Annotated in this window: 17 protein-coding genes; 4 read left to right on the forward strand and 13 right to left on the reverse strand. The window is 57.6% G+C overall.

Translation table 11 applies throughout. The features are described 5' to 3' along the window. Positions 1-82: 82 nt before the first annotated feature. Complete coding sequence (locus tag INF77_RS00285; RefSeq protein WP_193532787.1) at positions 83-946, forward strand: glycerophosphodiester phosphodiesterase family protein; 864 nt, start codon at positions 83-85, stop codon at positions 944-946. A gap of 30 nt (positions 947-976) precedes the next feature. On the opposite strand, the gene nqrM is transcribed toward INF77_RS00285, so the two are convergent. From nqrM to INF77_RS00320, 7 genes are read right to left on the reverse strand one after another with little or no spacing between them, the layout of a single operon-like run. Then, a complete protein-coding gene (gene nqrM, locus INF77_RS00290) occupies positions 977-1177 on the reverse strand; it encodes a (Na+)-NQR maturation NqrM (RefSeq protein WP_041911135.1) in 201 nt (66 codons plus the stop codon). Positions 1178-1179: 2 nt separating this feature from the next. Next, positions 1180-2403 carry an NADH:ubiquinone reductase (Na(+)-transporting) subunit F gene (nqrF, locus tag INF77_RS00295; protein ID WP_193532788.1) on the reverse strand — a complete coding sequence of 408 codons (1224 nt, stop codon included), beginning with the start codon at positions 2401-2403 and terminating at the stop codon, positions 1180-1182. Between the two features lie 10 nt (positions 2404-2413). After that, positions 2414-3010: an NADH:ubiquinone reductase (Na(+)-transporting) subunit E gene (nqrE, locus tag INF77_RS00300; RefSeq protein ID WP_003863217.1), complete on the reverse strand. Its 597-nt coding sequence runs from the start codon at positions 3008-3010 to the stop codon at positions 2414-2416. Between the two features lie 6 nt (positions 3011-3016). Next, entirely contained in the window at positions 3017-3655 is a 639-nt protein-coding gene (locus tag INF77_RS00305) for an NADH:ubiquinone reductase (Na(+)-transporting) subunit D (RefSeq protein WP_028012078.1), read from the reverse strand. Further along, complete coding sequence (locus tag INF77_RS00310) at positions 3648-4442, reverse strand: Na(+)-translocating NADH-quinone reductase subunit C (protein ID WP_193532789.1); 795 nt, start codon at positions 4440-4442, stop codon at positions 3648-3650. The genes INF77_RS00305 and INF77_RS00310 overlap by 8 nt, the downstream gene beginning before the upstream one ends. Continuing rightward, complete coding sequence (locus INF77_RS00315; protein WP_028012076.1) at positions 4435-5670, reverse strand: NADH:ubiquinone reductase (Na(+)-transporting) subunit B; 1236 nt, start codon at positions 5668-5670, stop codon at positions 4435-4437. The genes INF77_RS00310 and INF77_RS00315 overlap by 8 nt, the downstream gene beginning before the upstream one ends. Positions 5671-5672: 2 nt before the next feature. Beyond that, positions 5673-7016, reverse strand: a complete 1344-nt coding sequence (locus INF77_RS00320; protein ID WP_045259786.1) for a Na(+)-translocating NADH-quinone reductase subunit A — start codon at positions 7014-7016, stop codon at positions 5673-5675. Between the two features lie 298 nt (positions 7017-7314). Between INF77_RS00320 and dpaA the strand changes: the two genes are divergently transcribed. After that, a complete protein-coding gene (dpaA, locus tag INF77_RS00325) occupies positions 7315-8055 on the forward strand; it encodes a peptidoglycan meso-diaminopimelic acid protein amidase (protein ID WP_041911140.1) in 741 nt (246 codons plus the stop codon). On the opposite strand, the gene INF77_RS00330 is transcribed toward dpaA, so the two are convergent. Both INF77_RS00330 and lpcA read right to left on the reverse strand, forming a co-directional pair. After that, the gene (locus INF77_RS00330; RefSeq protein WP_028012073.1) at positions 8026-8793 is read right to left on the reverse strand and encodes a class II glutamine amidotransferase; all 768 of its coding nucleotides are present in this window, start codon (positions 8791-8793) and stop codon (positions 8026-8028) included. The two genes, dpaA and INF77_RS00330, sit on opposite strands and share 30 nt — an antisense overlap. 48 nt (positions 8794-8841) lie before the next feature. Continuing rightward, complete coding sequence (gene lpcA / locus INF77_RS00335) at positions 8842-9420, reverse strand: D-sedoheptulose 7-phosphate isomerase (RefSeq protein ID WP_003863232.1); 579 nt, start codon at positions 9418-9420, stop codon at positions 8842-8844. Between the two features lie 239 nt (positions 9421-9659). Here lpcA and fadE point away from each other — a divergent pair, with 239 nt between their 5' ends. Beyond that, on the forward strand, positions 9660-12104 hold the full coding sequence (fadE, locus tag INF77_RS00340; protein WP_193532790.1) for an acyl-CoA dehydrogenase FadE: 2445 nt from the start codon (positions 9660-9662) through the stop codon (positions 12102-12104). A gap of 108 nt (positions 12105-12212) precedes the next feature. Beyond that, positions 12213-12983 (forward strand): amidohydrolase, encoded by a 771-nt coding sequence (locus INF77_RS00345; RefSeq protein ID WP_041911141.1) that lies wholly within the window; start codon positions 12213-12215, stop codon positions 12981-12983. A gap of 56 nt (positions 12984-13039) precedes the next feature. Here the strand turns inward: INF77_RS00345 and INF77_RS00350 are convergent, their stop codons facing one another. Genes INF77_RS00350 through INF77_RS00365 form a run of 4 tightly spaced genes read right to left on the reverse strand, consistent with a single transcriptional unit; the run spans position 13040 to position 18003 of the window. Continuing rightward, the gene (locus INF77_RS00350) at positions 13040-14641 is read right to left on the reverse strand and encodes a gamma-glutamyltransferase family protein (RefSeq protein ID WP_193031476.1); all 1602 of its coding nucleotides are present in this window, start codon (positions 14639-14641) and stop codon (positions 13040-13042) included. A gap of 9 nt (positions 14642-14650) precedes the next feature. Further along, the gene (locus tag INF77_RS00355; protein ID WP_028012069.1) at positions 14651-15526 is read right to left on the reverse strand and encodes an ABC transporter permease; all 876 of its coding nucleotides are present in this window, start codon (positions 15524-15526) and stop codon (positions 14651-14653) included. 2 nt (positions 15527-15528) lie between these two features. After that, complete coding sequence (locus INF77_RS00360) at positions 15529-16470, reverse strand: ABC transporter permease (protein ID WP_193532791.1); 942 nt, start codon at positions 16468-16470, stop codon at positions 15529-15531. 18 nt (positions 16471-16488) lie between these two features. Continuing rightward, the gene (locus INF77_RS00365; protein WP_074164099.1) at positions 16489-18003 is read right to left on the reverse strand and encodes an ABC transporter substrate-binding protein; all 1515 of its coding nucleotides are present in this window, start codon (positions 18001-18003) and stop codon (positions 16489-16491) included. Between the last annotated feature and the right edge of the window lies 1 nt (position 18004).

Raw genomic sequence — 18004 nt, forward strand, 5'->3', positions numbered from 1 at the left:
TTGTCATATAAACGTGTTACAAACATTCGTAATAAAACCTTTATATACATACATTTAGAAAATCAATGGAGCGTAATTATTCATGAAGAAAATTCTCCCGATTTCGTTACTGTTTCTGGCGAGTGCTGCATCTGCTAGCCCTGCGATCGTTGCCCACCGGGGCGGGACTGCGGATGCACCTGAAAATACCCTGCCAGCCATTAAGCTCGCCCTCGAAAACAAAGCAGATATCGTCTGGATTACCGTGCAGTTAAGTCGGGATGGCGTACCGGTTCTCTATCGACCTGCCGATCTGAAAGCGTTAACCAATTTGCAGGGAAAGGTGTCACAGTATACCGCTGAAGAACTGGCAAAGGCGGATGCCAGCGTGAAGTGGAAAGATAAGGGCCTGCCGGAAAACCTGCTTAATTCCCCGATACCGACGCTGAAGTCGGTGCTGAGCACCTGGCCAGATACGCGGTTTTTTATTGATATCAAATCTCCGGATGCCGATCCGGCGAACATGGGCAACGCGCTGCTTAACGTATTGAAAGAGACCAACAGCCTGAATCGCGTTCGCGTTTATTCAACCGAAGATCGCTATATGGAAGCATTGCCTGTCGAAATCCCCCGCTTTGTCACGCGCAGCGAAACCCGCACGCGTCTGGCCACGATTTCCCTGAGCCACGAATGTCTGCCTCCTTCACAAAAAATGGACGATTACTGGTATGGGCTTGAGTTAAACCGAAAAGTAGAAGTGGTCGAGAAATTCACCTTAGGCGAAGGTGTCTCTCCTGCAACATTAACGTGGGACAAAGAGGCCGTTGACTGCTTCCGCTCTCAGGGCAATGCCCATCTGATTTTTATCGGCGTGAACTCTGAAGAGGATTACCAGAAGGCGAAAACACTGGGTGCCGAAGGGGTTCTTGTAGACTCACCAGCCAAAGCCAAAAGCTGGGCAAAATAAATGATAAAGGCCGCACGAAGCGGCCTTTTCCTAGATGATCCTCTGCTGATCCCGGGCCATGCGCTTTTTGCGTGCATCGCATGGTTCGGGGCAGTCGCACACCTTTTCCATTCCGATGGAAGAGATACCTCCACAGCTGCCCTGAATGCTTTTACGCTTGATGATCCAGCCTAAAGACATACCGAACACCACCAGCAAAAACACCGCAAAGGTTGCCAGAAAGGTCAACATAATCAGCCTCCGAAATCATCAAGGAGGATGTTTTCATCTTCCACGCCGAGATCTTTGAGCATCTTGATCACGGCGGCGTTCATCATTGGCGGACCACACATATAGAACTCGCAGTCTTCCGGTGCCGGGTGCTGTTTGAGGTAGTTTTCATACAGCACGTTGTGAATGAATCCCGTGTAGCCCGTCCAGTTATCTTCCGGCTGCGGATCGGAGAGCGCCACGTGGAAGGTAAAGTTCGGATTCTCACACGCCAGCTGTTCAAACTCATCGTCGTAGAACATTTCGCGCAGCGAGCGCGCACCGTACCAGAAGCTGATTTTACGCTTGCTGCCGAGACGCTTGAGCTGATCAAAGATGTGCGAGCGCATAGGGGCCATACCCGCACCGCCGCCGATAAAGACCATTTCGGCGTCGGTATCTTTAGCAAAAAACTCGCCGAACGGACCGGAGATCGTCACCTTGTCGCCTGGCTTAAGAGACCAGATATACGACGACATCACGCCCGGCGGCGCGTCAGGCACGTTTGGCGGCGGCGTGGCGATACGCACGTTGAGCATGATAATGCCCTTCTCTTCCGGGTAGTTAGCCATGGAATAGGCGCGCAGCGCGGGCTCTTTTACCTCGGAAACAAAGCGGAAGAGATTAAATTTATCCCAGTCGGCCCGGTACTCATCGGGCACGTCGAAGTCCGCATAGGACACGGTGTGCGCCGGACACTCAATCTGGATATACCCACCTGCACGGAACGGGACGCTCTCCCCTTCAGGGACACGCAGCTTGAGCTCTTTAATGAACGTGGCTTTGTTATCGTTCGAGATAACCTCGCACTCCCATTTTTTCACGCCGAAAATCTCTTCCGGCAGCTCAATCTTCATGTTCTGACGCACCGCGACCTGGCACGCCAGGCGGCACCCCTCTTTCGCTTCACGCTTCGTAATATGCGACAGTTCAGTAGGCAGAATATCACCGCCCCCCTCTTTCACCGTCACACGACACTGCCCGCATGAGCCGCCTCCACCGCAGGCTGACGAGACAAAAATCCCGTTGCCCGAGAGCGTATTAAGCAGCTTGTCCCCTGCCGGAGTGCGGATCTGGTTCTGCGGATCGTCATTGATATCAATGATCACATCCCCGGAATTAACCAGCTTTGCGCGCGCCGCCAGAATCAGCCCTGACAGCACCAGTACTATCAGCGTGAACATCACCACGCCAAGAATAATTTCCATCTGTTAGCCCTTATAGCTGCACACCAGAGAAGGACATAAAGCCCAACGCCATCAGGCCGGTGGTGATAAAGGTGATCCCTAAGCCACGCAGCCCCGCAGGCACGTTGGCATATTTCATTTTTTCACGGATCCCCGCCATAGTGACAATCGCCAGCATCCAGCCGATACCGGAACCGAAGCCGTACACCACCGATTCACTGAAGTTGTAATCGCGCTGAACCATAAACGAGACGCCACCGAAGATGGCGCAGTTCACCGCGATCAGCGGCAGGAAGATCCCCAGCGCGTTGTACAGCGACGGGAAATACTTATCGAGGATCATCTCCAGGATTTGTACCAGCGCCGCAATCACCCCGATGAAGGTGATGAAGTTCAGGAAGCTAAGATCGACGCCTTCCACCAGCGCGCCGTCCCGCAGCACGAAGTTGAACACCAGGTTGTTAATCGGAACCGAAAGCCCCAGCACAACGGTGACCGCCACGCCCAGGCCAAATGCCGTCGAGACCTTTTTAGAAACGGCAAGGAACGTACACATGCCCAGGAAGAAAGCGAGCGCCATGTTTTCAACAAACACCGCGCGCACAAATAAACTCAGGTAATGAGCCATTGTCGGTTACTCCTTTTCCTGCTGTTCAGGCTTCAACGTACGAATCAGCCAGATCAGCAAACCGATAATGAAAAACGCGCTTGGGGCCAGCAGGAACAGGCCGTTCGGCAGATACCAGCCGCCGTTCTGTACCGTATCCAGCACCTGAACGCCAAACAGCTTGCCGCTGCCAATCAGCTCGCGCAGAAAACCGACCGTCAGGAGGATCACGCCGTAGCCCAGGCCGTTGCCGATACCGTCCATAAAGCTCGCCAGCGGCGGCATTTTCATGGCGTAGGCTTCAGCGCGCCCCATCACGATGCAGTTGGTGATAATCAGCCCGACAAACACCGAAAGCTGTTTGGAGGTTTCGTAGGCGAAAGCGCGCAGCAGCTGATCGACCACGATCACCAGCGAGGCGATGATCGCCATCTGCACGATGATCCTCACGCTATTGGGGATGTGGTGGCGGATCATCGAGATAAACATGCTGGAAAACGCCGTCACCAGCGTTACCGCCAGCGTCATCACCACCGCCGTTTCCAGCTTGGTCGTTACCGCCAGAGCCGAGCACACACCCAGCACCTGCAGGGTTATCGGGTTATTGGCTAAAAGTGGGCCAATAAGCACTTTTTTAACTTCTTTCAGTTCACCCGTATCAGCCATTGTTCAGCGCTCCTTCACGTACGTTCTTCAGGAAGGGACCAAAGCCCAGTTCACCCATCCAGAAATCAAAACTGTGCTGCACCCCGTTAGAGGTGAGTGTGGCGCCGGAAAGACCGTCAACGGCGAATTCATCCCCAGGACGCGCGCCTCCTTTCACCACCTTCAGCGCAGGCTGACCGTTATCATTGAGCACTTTTTTACCGATAAACTTCGCACGCCAGTTAGGGTTTTCCACTTCGCCACCCAGCCCCGGCGTTTCGCCCTGATCGTAATAAGTAATACCTTTGACCGTGCGGCCATCGGTATCCAGTGCCACAAACGCATACATCATTGACCATAAGCCGTTGCCGTAGATGGGCAACACGATTTCCTGTATGCGCTTCTGCTCGTCACGGACGAGATAAATCTCCGCGACATTGCTGCGGCGCTTAATGCCAGCCGGATCCTGCGAGGCGTCAAGCACGGTGCTCATCTGCGGATCCTTTAATGCCAGCGCCTGGTTATATTTCGCCGGGTCTTTATCCATCAGCTCGCCGGTTTTTAAATCCACCAGCCGTGCGGTAATGCGTTCAGCAAACACGTCGGCGACGTCGTCCTTCGTCATGCCTTCCTGCATCAGCCCGGCAACGGCCAGGATGTTACGCTGTTTATCCAGCGCGCGCTGTTCCTGCTGCAGCGGTTTCAACCCTACGGCGGAACCGGCAACCACGATGGAACAGACCAGACACAGTACCAAAACCACCAGCAGCGTTTTGCTGATGCTGTCGTTATTTTTAACCTCAGCCACGCGCCTTCCTCCGCTTAATGTTGGCGCGCACGACCAGGTAGTCGAACAGCGGCGCAAACAGGTTGGCAAACAGAATGGCCAACATCATCCCTTCCGGATAGGCCGGGTTGACCACGCGAATAAGTACACACATCACGCCAATGAGCGCGCCGTAACACCATTTCCCCCTGTCGGTAAAGGAAGCCGAGACGGGATCGGTGGCCATGAACATCATGCCAAACGCAAAGCCTCCCAGCACCAGGTGCCAGTACCACGGCATGGAGAACATCGGGTTCGTGTCTGAACCAATGAGGTTGAACAGCGTGGCGGTAAGCACCATGCCGAGCATAACGCCCGCGACGATGCGCCAGGAGGCCACGCGGCCAAAGAGGATGATGGCCCCGCCGATTAAAATCATCAGGGTAGATACTTCGCCAATAGAGCCCGGAATGTTGCCAAGAAACGCGTCGAACCAGGTTACGGGCTGGCCGGTAGCATTGTTGACCAGCGTTTCACCGCCGCCTGCCGCCCACTGAGAAAGCGGCGTCGCGCCGGAGAAACCGTCCGCAGCCGTCCACACCAGGTCGCCCGAAATCTGCGCCGGGTAAGCAAAGAACAGGAACGCACGCCCCGCCAGCGCCGGGTTGAGGAAGTTACGTCCGGTGCCGCCGAAAATCTCTTTGGCAATCACCACGCCAAAGCTGATCCCCATCGCCGCCTGCCAGAGCGGCAGAGTAGGCGGAACAATCAGCGCAAACAGAATGGAGGTCACGAAGAAGCCTTCGTTAATCTCGTGTTTGCGGATGATGGCGAACAGCACTTCCCAGAAGCCGCCCACGATAAAGACGGTCATGTAGATCGGCAGGAAGAAGACGGCCCCCAGCGTCATCATGCTGACCCAGCCTGCATCAGCCGCAAAGCTCACGCCCAGCGACTGCGCCAGACGATAGTGCCAGTCAGACTGGATCACCTGCGCCAGCTGCTGAGCGTCGTACATGTGATGCAGCGCCGGAATGGTTTGCAGACCAACGTTGTACATGCCCCAGAACATGGCCGGGAAAACCGCAAACCACACCAGGATCATCATGCGTTTCAGATCGATGGCATCGCGAACGTGCGCTGCCCCTTTCGTCACCAGACCCGGAGTGTAGAAAATAGTCGTCGTCGCTTCATACAGCGGGTAGTACTTTTTGAGCTTCCCTTCGGTAAAGTGCGGCTCAATTTTTTCAAAGAGGTGTTTTAATCCCATGGTTATCCTTCCTGCTCAATGCGGGTTAACACCTCGCGCAATACGGGTCCATATTCGTATTTACCCGGACACACATAGGTACAGAGCGCCAGATCTTCTTCATCCAGTTCCAGACAACCGAGCGCCTGCGCGCCGTCGGTATCGCCTGCCAGAAGATCGCGCAGCAGCACGGTAGGCAGAATATCCAGCGGCATTACACGTTCGTAGTTGCCAATCGGAACCATCGCGCGCTCGCCGCCGTTTGTGCTGGTAGAGAAGTTAAAGAGCTTATGACGCAGAAAGTGGCCAAGCGTGGTGCGGGTGACGGAGTATTTTTCTGCGCCAGGCAGAACCCAGCCGAACAGCTCTTTCTCACGCCCTTCCAGAACGACGCTCACCTGAAGATGGAAACGTCCCAGGTACGCGTGCGCATTGACAGCGCGGCGGCCGCTGAGTACCGAACCGGAAATGAGGCGGTTTTCACCCTCTTTCGTTTCCCCTGCCAGCAGTTCATTAATGTCTGCTCCCAGAAGCGTCTTAACCAGACGCGGGTTTGCGGCCTGCGGCCCGCCGATGGCGATAATCCGTTCAGCGCAGAGTTCACCCGTCGTAAAGAGCTTACCGATGGCAATGACATCCTGATAATTAAGGTGCCAGACCTGTTTTTTAAGGCTCACCGGCTCAAGGAAGTGGATATGGGTCCCTACCAGACCCGCCGGATGCGGGCCGGAAAATTCATTAAACGTAACCTGCCCCTGCGGATGGCCGCCAAGCTTGCCGCCGCTGGCCTGGCAAACGTGCACTTTTCCGGGCGTCAGGCGAGTCAGAACGGTCAGCCCGGCATCAAAGGCTTTACGCTGCGCCAGGATAATGGGCTGCGGGTCTGCGCTGAGCGGGTTGGTGTCGATGGCCGTCACGAAAATGGCAGCCGGGGCGGTATCAGGAACGGGTGATTTGCTGAAAGGACGCGTACGCAGCGCCGTCCACAGGCCGGACGCGAGCAGCTGAGCCTGCACATCTTCGCGGCTAAGCGTCGCGAGGTCTGCCGCATCATAACGAGCAAACTCACGCTGTTCATCGCCTTCAATGCGGATTACCACCGACTGCAGCACGCGACGCTCGCCGCGGTTGATCGCTACCACGGTGCCGCTGGCGGGGGCCGTGAACATGACGCCGGGATTTTTTTTGTCTTCAAAGAGCGCTTGCCCTTTGATCACGCGATCGCCCTCCTGCACCAGCATTGAAGGACGCATGCCCAGATAATCGTCACCTAAAATTGCGACATGACGGACGCTTGCGCCACACGAGACGTGCTGCTCAGGCACGCCTGCAATCGGCAAATTAAGTCCTTTTTTTATTTTAAACATGTGGTTAGCAGGTTTCCATAAACAACAATCCAGTGGGCGCAAAGTGTAACATTTTCCCCTTCTCTCGGGCAGGGGATCCACGGTCGGGCGCGCCAAAATGCGAGCTATTACGCAAAGTTCCTGGAGCCAGCGCATTTTTGATGGTTTATAAAGTAAAACTAATTTGTAAACTCACCGCCCGGCTCTTGCGAAAATCTATAGCGGTGCTAATGTGAGCGCACCTAACAGAATAATCTGATTTCGGGTCTCTTTTGCCGTCCTGGCAAGTTAGTCCAGGTTTTATCAAGGAATTTGTAGTATGCGTAAAATCGCATTGTTCATTGCGATGCTTCTGATTCCGTGCATGTCGTTTGCCGGGCTGCTCAGCAGCAACAGCTCCACCACGCCGATCAGCAAAGAATATAAACAGCAGTTAATGGGATCCCCGGTTTATATTCAAATCTTCAAGGAAGAGCGCACGCTCGATCTGTTTGTAAAAATGGGCGAAACATATCAGCTGCTTGATAGCTACAAAATTTGTAACTATTCCGGCGGGCTGGGCCCGAAACAGCGTCAGGGCGATTTCAAAAGCCCGGAAGGTTTTTACAACGTTCAGCGTAACCAGCTAAAGCCGGATAGCCGCTTCTATAAAGCCATCAACATCGGTTTCCCGAACGCCTATGACCGTGCTCACGGTTATGAAGGGAAATACCTGATGATCCACGGTGCCTGCGTGTCTGTCGGCTGCTACGCGATGACCGACTCCGGCATTGATGAGATTTTCCAGTTCGTAACCGGCGCACTGGTCTTTGGGCAGCCTAACGTTCAGGTCAGCATCTATCCGTTCCGCATGACCGATGCCAATATGGCGCGCCATAAGTACTCTTACTACGCCGATTTCTGGAAACAGCTGAAGCCGGGTTATGACTACTTTGAGCAGACCCACAAGCCGCCGGTAGTCTCTATCGTCGATGGCCGTTACGTGGTCAGCAAACCGCTGAGCCACGAAGTCGTCCACCCGCAGCTGGCGTCAAATTACACGGTCCCCGAGACAAAATAGCACCCACTCGCCTGGCATAATCTTTTGCCAGGTTTCGTTGCCCGTCAGCGGCTGCGTTGCAATAACGGTGACCACATCGTTCGGTGTGGTCTCTTTCTGAAAATCTATCTCCACATCCTGATCGAGCAGCGTAGCAACACCAAACGGCGCGCGGCGCGTGATCCAGAAGAGATTCGTCGAGCAGAACGCCATCACGTAGCGTCCGTCAGACAACAGCATGTTAAACACGCCTTTTTCACGCAATTCGGCTGCCAGCGTCGCGATGTATTTGAATACGGCGGCCATATTGCCGGGCGTGCGCGGATAACGTTCTGTCAGCTTATGCAGCAGCCAGCAGAAGGCCTTCTCGCTGTCCGTTTCGCCCACCGGACGGAAGTTGCCCGTTTCCAGAGATTTATAGCCCGTAAGCTGCCCGTTGTGCGCGTAGGTCCAGTTACGGCCCCACAGCTCGCGTGTAAAGGGATGGGTATTTTCCAGCGCAACTTCGCCACGGTTTGCCTGGCGAATATGCGCGATCACCGAACAGGATTTAATGGGATAGTCCTGCACCAGTTTGGCAATCGGTGAGTTAAAGCTGGGCTGTGGATCTTTGAACGTGCGACACCCTTTGCCTTCGTAGAAGGTGATGCCCCAGCCGTCTTTATGCGGCCCGGTTCCCCCACCGCGCTGAACCAGCCCGGTGAAGCTAAAGCAGATATCGGTTGGCACATTGGCGCTCATCCCGAGCAGTTCGCACATACATCACCTCCACAACAGCGGGGGGCACCGGCGCCCCCCAGCGAAGTCTTACTTAACCATCTCTTTTTCGATCAGCTGGATCAGGATGTGGATCACTTTGATGTGAATTTCCTGAACGCGATCTGCATAGCCGAAGTGCGGAACGCGAATTTCGATATCCGCCGTACCGTCCATCTTACCGCCATCTTTCCCGGTCAGGGTGATCACCTTCATCCCTTTTTCACGCGCGGCGGCGATCGCTTTGATCACGTTCGCGGAGTTACCGGAGGTAGAGATACCCAGCAGCACGTCGCCTTCACGGCCTACTGCCTCAACGTAGCGGGAAAAGATGTGGTCGTAACCGAAGTCGTTGCCTACGCAGGAGATGTGGCTCACGTCGGAAATCGCAATCGCCGGGTAGCCCGGACGGTTTTCGCGATAGCGTCCGGTCAGCTCTTCGGCGAAGTGCATGGCGTCACAGTGGGAACCGCCGTTACCGCAGGAGAGCACTTTGCCACCGGCCTTAAAACTGTCGGCCAGCAGGACCGCCGCGCGCTGAATAGCGTGAATATTGGCATCATCTTTCAGAAAGTTCGCCAGCGTTTCCGCCGCTTCGTTCAGTTCGTTACGAATAAGATCCTGGTACATGAGGATAATCCTTCAGTATTGATGAAATAACACAGTGGAGTGTACCGGATAGCGGGAAAAGCGAGAAGCTAAAGCCATGCGAATCGTCCGGCGTTTTGATTTTTTGTGCCGGCGAAAACGCGAACAATGTGAACCAGGTTGTAATTATTTTGTAAACACATTGCTAAAGGAATTCACATCAACTACAACCATATCATCACAAGTGGTCAGACCTCCTACAAGCAAGGGAGCTTTTCTTTATGATGATTTTGAGCATTCTCGCAACCGTTGTACTGCTCGGTGTGTTGTTCTATCACCGCGTCAGTTTATTCCTGAGCAGCCTGATTCTTCTGGCCTGGACGGCTGCGCTTGGCGTCGCAGGTCTCTGGAATATCTGGATTTTGGTCCCTCTTGCCATCATTCTGCTGCCGTTTAACCTGGCCCCGATGCGTAAGTCGATGATCTCCGCGCCAGTATTTAAAGGCTTCCGCAAAGTGATGCCGCCGATGTCGCGCACCGAGAAAGAAGCGATTGATGCGGGCACCACCTGGTGGGAAGGCGACCTGTTCCAGGGTAACCCGGACTGGAAAAAGCTGCACAACTATCCGCAGCCGCGCCTGACCGCCGAAGAACAGGCCTTTATTGACGGCCCGGTGGAAGAAGCGTGCCGCATGGCGAACGACTTTGCTATCACCCACGAAATGGCCGACCTGCCGCCGGAGCTGTGGGCGTACCTGAAAGAGCATCGCTTCTTCGCGATGATCATTAAGAAAGAGTACGGCGGTCTTGAGTTCTCCGCTTACGCGCAGGCTCGCGTGCTGCAAAAGCTGGCGGGCGTCTCCGGGATCCTGGCGATTACCGTCGGCGTACCGAACTCCTTAGGCCCGGGCGAACTGCTGCAGCATTACGGTACGGAAGAGCAGAAAGATCACTATCTGCCGCGACTGGCGCGCGGTCAGGAAATCCCGTGCTTCGCGCTGACCAGCCCGGAAGCAGGCTCCGATGCAGGCGCAATCCCGGATACTGGCGTGGTCTGTATGGGCGAGTGGCAGGGCCAGCAGGTGCTGGGCATGCGCCTGACCTGGAACAAACGCTATATCACCCTGGCGCCTATCGCCACCGTGCTGGGCCTGGCCTTTAAGCTCTCCGACCCGGAAAAACTGCTGGGCGGTGAAGAAGATCTGGGCATTACCTGCGCGCTGATCCCAACCTCGACGCCGGGTGTGGAAATTGGCCGTCGTCACTTCCCGCTGAACGTGCCGTTCCAGAACGGTCCGACCCGCGGCCAGGATATCTTCGTGCCGATTGACTACATCATCGGCGGCCCGAAAATGGCCGGTCAGGGCTGGCGCATGCTGGTGGAATGTCTGTCGGTGGGTCGCGGTATTACCCTGCCGTCGAACTCAACCGGCGGCCTGAAGTCCGTCGCGATGGGAATTGGCGCTTATGCCCACATTCGCCGTCAGTTCAAAATCTCCATCGGCAAGATGGAAGGTATCGAAGAGCCGCTGGCGCGCATCGCGGGCAACGCCTACGTGATGGACGCCGCTGCATCTCTGATAACCTACGGCATTATGCTGGGCGAAAAACCGGCCGTGCTGTCCGCGATTGTGAAGTACCACTGTACCCACCGCGCGCAGCAGTCGATCATTGACGCGATGGATATCGCGGGCGGTAAAGGCATTATGCTCGGCGAAGGCAACTTCCTGGCGCGCGGCTATCAGGGCGCACCGATTGCCATCACCGTGGAAGGGGCTAACATCCTGACCCGCAGCATGATGATCTTCGGCCAGGGTGCGATTCGCTGCCATCCGTACGTGCTGGAAGAGATGGCCGCTGCGCAGAATAACGACGTGGACGCCTTCGACAAACTGCTGTTCAAACATATCGGTCACGTGGGCAGCAACAAGGTGCGGAGCTTCTGGCTGGGCCTGACGCGCGGCCTGACCAGCGCGACGCCAACCGGCGATGCGACCAAACGTTACTACCAGCATCTGAACCGTCTGAGCGCCAACCTGGCTCTGCTGTCCGACGTTTCCATGGCGGTGCTGGGCGGTAGCCTGAAGCGTCGCGAGCGTATCTCCGCCCGTCTGGGCGACGTGCTGAGCCAGATCTTCCTGGCCTCTGCGGTGCTGAAACGCTACGACGACGAAGGCCGTCAGGAAGCGGATCTGCCGCTGGTGCACTGGGGCGTGCAGGATGCGATGTATCAGGCGGAACAGGCGATTGACGACCTGCTGGCGAACTTCCCGAACCGCTTCGTGGCTGGCGCTCTGCGCGTGGTGATCTTCCCGACCGGTCGTCATCATCTGGCGCCGTCCGACAAGCTGGACCACAAGGTGGCGAAGATCCTGCAGGTTCCGAGCGCAACCCGCTCCCGCATTGGCCGCGGTCAGTATCTGGCACCAACGCCGCATAACCCGGTGGGCCTGCTGGAAGAGGCGCTGCTGGACGTGATGGCCGCCGACCCGATTCACCAGAAAATCTGCAAACAGCTGGGTAAAAACCTGCCGTTTACCCGTCTGGACGAACTGGCGAAACAGGCGCTGGCCGGTGGCATTATCAATAACGACGAAGCTGCGCTGCTGGTGAAAGCCGAAGAGAGCCGTCTGCGCAGTATTAACGTGGATGATTTCGAACCGGAAAAGCTGGCGACGCAGCCGGTAAAGCTGCCGGAGAAGCATCGCAAACCTGAAGCGGCATAACCCGCTTCGCTATGACAAACCCCGCCCGGTGCGGGGTTTTTTATTGCCACATTTTCTCGTAATGACGTGCTACAGTGTCAAAAAGGGGTCGTTTGAGGAGTCTGTATCGTGCCTGGTTTGAAGATTTCGATTTTGCAGCAGCCTTTAGTGTGGATGGATGGCCCTGCCAACCTGCGCCACTTTGATCGTCAACTGGAAGAGATTACCGGGCGAGATGTGATTGTCCTGCCGGAGATGTTTACCACCGGCTTTGCGATGGAAGCGGCGAAACAGTCGATGCCCCAGGAAGAGGTGGTCGCCTGGATGCATGCCAAAGCGCAGCAAACCAACGCGCTGATCGCCGGGAGCGCCGCATTGCAGACGGAACGCGGCCCGGTGAACCGCTTCCTGCTGGTTGAGCCGGAAGGAAAGGTGCATTTTTACGATAAACGCCACCTGTTCCGCATGGCCGATGAACATCATCATTATGAAGCCGGTAACGAACGCGTGGTGTTCGAGTGGCGCGGCTGGCGTATTCTGCCGCTGGTCTGCTACGACCTGCGCTTCCCGGTGTGGTCGCGCAACCGCAACGATTACGACCTGGCGCTGTACGTCGCCAACTGGCCCGCGCCGCGCTCGCTGCACTGGCAGGCGCTGCTGGTGGCTCGCGCGATTGAGAACCAGGCGTACGTGGTGGGCTGTAACCGCGTGGGGACGGACGGCAACGGCCACCACTACCGCGGCGACAGCCGGGTGGTGAATCCGCAGGGCGAGATCATCGCCACCGCCGAACCGCATCAGGCGACGCGCATTGATGCTGAATTATCGTTAACGGCGCTGAAGGAGTATCGCGAGAAGTTCCCGGCGTGGCAGGATGCGGATCCGTTTAGCATTGGGTGAAAAAATGCCGGGTGGCGGCTACGCCTTACCCGGCCTACCAATGTTGCTCGCTTCTTTTAACTCACTAACGCCTGCCCGTCTTTGCGGCTCTCCGTCGCGGCCACGTAGTGCCCTTCCGGCATACGATAGATCACCTGCGCACCGCCGAAGTTGTAATCCTGGAGCGGATCTTCCACCACGATCTGATGCCCGCGCTCGCGCAGCGCGGCAATGGTGTTGCGATCGAACGTCGATTCAACAATCACCTCCCTGCCCTGCACCACGCGCCAGCGCGGCGCGTCGATGGCCGCCTGCGGGTTTTGCCCGTGCAGCATGATGCGCAGCGCCATCTGCATATGCCCCTGCGCCTGCATCGGGCCGCCCATCACGCCGAAGGACATCAGCGGCTTGCCGTTGCCGTCCATCGCAAAGCCCGGAATGATGGTGTGGAAAGGACGCTTGCTGCCCGCCAGCGCGTTCGGGTGTTTGGGATCGAGCACAAAGCCGCAGCCGCGGTTTTGCAGGCTGATTCCGGTATCCGGCACCACAATGCCTGAACCGAAGCCCATAAAGTTGGACTGGATAAACGAAACCATCATCCCGCTGGCGTCCGCGGTGCTGATGTAGACCGTGCCGCTCTGCGTCGGTGAACCGTACACAAAGTCAGAGGCGTTATCGCGATCGATAAGCGCCGCACGCGACTTCAGATAGTGGTCGCTCAGCAGCTCTTTTGCTGCGAACTCCATATGTTCTTCATCCGCCACGTAGCGGTCGAGATCCGCCAGCGCCAGCTTCATGGCTTCAATGGATAAGTGCAGAGACTGCACGGAGTCCGGATGATGTTTCTCAATGCCGCACTGCTCCAGAATACCGAGTGCAATCAGCGTGGCGATCCCCTGCCCGTTTGGCGGCAGCTCCTGTACCGAGCCGCCCGCGAAGTCGCGCGACAGCAGTTCAACCCAGTCCACGCGATGGTTTGCCAGATCTTCCGCTGACAGGTGCGCGCCGTGCTCCTGGGCGAAGGCGGCGATTTTCTGCGCCAGCTCACCACGGTAAAAGGCTTCACCGTTGGTTTTGGCAATCAGCTCCAGCGAATGAGCCTGCGCCGGGTTACGGAAGATTTCCCCCACGCGCGGGGCGCGGCCTTCCGGCGCGAAGCAGGCGCTAAAGCCCGGCTGATCTTTCAGCTTGTTATAGCCGCGCTGCCAGAGATGACCAATCAGCGGCGAGACCGGGAAGCCGTTGCGCGCGTAGTCAATCGCAGGCTGCGCCAGCGTGGTCAGCGGTAGCGTGCCGAAGCGTTCTGCCAGGGCCACCCAGCCCGACACCGCACCCGGCACCGTCACCGCGTCCCAGCCGATTTCCGGCACTGCGCTTTTACCGGCAAACAGATCCGCATGCCAGCTGGCCGGCGAGCGCCCGGACGCGTTCAGGCCGTGAAGTTTTTCACCGTCCCAGACGATGGCAAAGGCGTCGCTGCCGATGCCGTTGCCGGTCGGCTCAACAACGGTCAGCGCCATGGCGGTGGCAATGGCCGCATCGACGGCATTACCACCCAGCTGCAGCATTTTCATTCCCGCCTGCGCCGCCAGCGGCTGCGAAGTGGCAACGGCGTTGTGGCCCATCATCGGCGGGCGGCGTGAAGCGTAACCGGATGTAAAATCAAGCGCTTTGGTCATCATGACTCCTTAGTCGTGGCGCGGATCGAGCGCATCGCGCAGCCCGTCGCCAAGTAAATTAAAGCCCTGCACGGCAAGGAAAATCGCCACGCCGGGGAAAACGGACATCCACGGCGCCTGCTCAAGGAAACCTTTCGCGGTATTGAGCATGGACCCCCAGGACGGATTGGGCGGCTGCTGCCCCAGCCCTAAAAACGACAGGCTGGCTTCGGCAATAATCGCCGAGGCAATGGCCAGCGTGGCCTGAACCAGGATCGGCGACATCACGTTTGGCAGAACGTATTTAATGATGATCCAGCGATCCGGCAGGCCAATCGCCCGCGCGCCGTCGATGTACTCTTCGTTGCGAATGGCGATCACCTGCCCGCGCGTCAGGCGGGCGAAGATCGGCATCGCCGAAAGACCGATGGCGATCATCGCATTGGTCAGGCTCGGGCCTAAAAATGCCCCCAGCGCGATCGCCATGATCAGGAACGGACAGGCCAGCAGCGCCTCGATAAAGCGCGAGATGACGCCGTCCCACATCTTCTGGAAGTAGCCCGCCACCAGCCCCAGCGGCACGCCGATGACCACCGCGATAACCACCGACATACAGCCCGCCATCAGCGAGGTTCGCGCTCCCCAGATAATGCGGGACAAAATGTCGCGCCCCAGCTCGTCGGTGCCGAACCAGTACATCGCTGACGGCGCTTTGCGCACCGCGAGGAAGTTGGCTTTAACCGGGTCAAACGGGGCGATCCACGGCGCCAGCAGCGCCACCAGCACAAAGAAACCCACCACAAGCGCGCCAATCACCGCGCTTTTATTGGCGAGGAATTTCTTCAGCACCCGGTTCTGCGCGCGCGGCAGCGCGGGGGCTACGGTTTGCGTCGTCAGTTCCGCCATCGTTAACCTCGCATTTTCGGGTTGATAAGGACGTAAAGCACGTCGGCCAGCAGGTTGAGCAGCAGGAAACCGATCGCCACGATCAGCACCACGCCCTGCACCACCGCGTAGTCACGGTTGAACACCGAGTCGACGATCATCTTGCCAAAGCCCGGAATGGTGAACACCTGCTCGGTCAGCACCGCGCCGCCCAGCAGCTCGCCGAACAGCAGCGTGGTGAGGGTGATCACCGGTACCAGCGCGTTGCGAAACGCGTGCTTTAGAATGACCGCCTTCGGCAGCAGCCCCTTGGCGCGTGCGGTACGGATATAATCCGCTTTCAGCACCGCAATCATCGACGCGCGGGTATGGCGCATCAGCGTCGCCGCCAGCCCGGTTCCGAGCACGGACGCGGGCAGCAGCAGCGTGCGCAGGTTCTGAAGCGGATCTTCACTGAACGGCACGTAGCCGGACGCGGGCAGCCACTGCAGGTTCACCGAGAAGACCAGAATCAGCAGGATCCCCAGCCAGAAGTGGGGAATAGAGATCCCTGAGATCGCCACGAAGTTCGCCCCGTGATCGACCCAGCTGTTTTTGTTCACCGCCGCAAGGATCCCCATGCTGATGCCAAACACCAGCGCAATAAGCATCGCCAGCAGCGACAGCTCCAGCGTAACCGGCAGCTTGCTGGCGATAAGCTCGGTCACCGGCTCGTGCGTGCGCAAGGAGACGCCCAGATCGCCCTGCAGCGCCCGCGTCAGCCAGTGGAAATACTGAACCGGGATCGGCGCATCCAGGTTCAGCTCCGCGCGCAGCTGGGCGATCACCGCCGGATCGCGTTCCTCACCAGCCATCGCAATCAGTGGGTCGCCGGGCAGCAGCTTTTGCAGCCCGAACACCATCATGCTCACCAGCAATAGCGTCGGGACGGCCAGCAGCAGACGTTTGCAAATCAGTTCCAGCATGGGTTCTCCTCAGGACGTTTATTTCGCCAGCGTCAAACCCGCCAGACGCACGATGCCGTCCGGGTAAGGCTTAAAGCCCTGCACGCGCTTGTTCAGGCCAAAAATGCGCGGCTCGAAGTAGAGGTAGGCAATCGGCATATCGGTTTGCAGCTGCTTCACCACCTTGTCATACAGCGGCTGGCGTGCGGCCTGATCGGTGCTCTGGCGCGCCTGCGTCAGCCACTCATCGACTTGCGTGTTGCTGTAACGGCCGTCGTTAAGCGTGCCGTTGCTGTGGATAAAGCCGTAGATGCTGCCGTCCGGATCCGGGCGACCCGACCAGCCGGAGAAGCTCAGCTGATAATCACCGCTCTGCTGGCGATCCAGCAGCGTGGCAAATTCGGTCATCTGCAGGTTCAGCGTGAAGCCGGCCTCGGCGACCATCGCCTGCAATACCTGACCCACCTGCTGCGAGGTTGGGTTGTTCGGCACCAGCAGGTTGACGGTCAGCGGCGCGGTGACGCCTGCCGCTTTGAGCAGCGCTTTGGCTTTATCAACGTCGCGCGGCGGAACCGGCAGATTCACGTGATACGGGCTGACCGTCGAAAACGCCTGGTTGGCTGGCGTATACAGCCCTTCAAAGACCACCTGGTTTAACGCATCACGGTCGATGGCCTGAGAAAACGCCTCGCGCACGCGGGCATCTTTGAACGGATCGTTCGCCGGGACCTTGCCGTTGTTAATATTGAAGGTGATCCCCTGATAGCCCAGGCCGGTGACCTTCGCCAGCGCCAGCTTGCTGTCGGCTTCGACGGTTTTGACGTCGCTGGCGGCGATGCCTTCGGTCAGATCCAGATCGCCCGCGCGCAGGTTCGCCAGACGCACGGAGGCATCCGGGATCGGCAGATAGATAATTTTGTCGAAGTGGTAGGCGCCTTTGTTCCAGTAGTTGTCGAAGCGGGTCAGAACGATGCGGTCCTGCGACACGCGGCTGTCGAACTTGTACGGGCCGGAACAGACCGGATGGGCGGCAAAGTCAGGCTTTTTTGCGGCCTCGGGCGCCATCATCGCGCCCGCGCGGTCGGTAAGCTGCATCAGCAGCGCGGCGTCCGGCGTTTTCAGGTGCAGCGCTATCTGCATCGGGCCGGTGACCTCTACCGATTCCACGGAGGAGATCTCGCTTTTCCGCAGGGAGCCTTTGAGGGTCAGGGCGCGGTCGAGGTTGTATTTCGCGGCGGCGGCATCGAATTTCTCTCCGTCATGGAAGGTCACGCCTTCGCGCAGATCCATGGTCAGCGTTTTGCCGTCGGCGCTCCAGGCCCACGATTTCGCGAGACCTGGCACGACCTTCAGATGCTCGTCGACGTCCACCAGCCTGTCGCACAGGGAGGCAAACACGAAGCGGCCATAGTAGGTGCGCGCCAGGTGCGGGTCGAGCATGTCCGGGTCTGCCCCCAGGCCGATTCGCAGCACGCTTTCAGAATGGGCGGGCAGCGCCGCGCCAAGCAACATAACACTTCCCAGTACGGTCAAAAGAGAATTACGCATTGTCATT

It is taken from the genome of Enterobacter cloacae complex sp. P1B, assembly GCF_014982345.1.
In the GTDB taxonomy this organism is placed as follows: Bacteria; Pseudomonadota; Gammaproteobacteria; order Enterobacterales; family Enterobacteriaceae; genus Enterobacter; species Enterobacter bugandensis.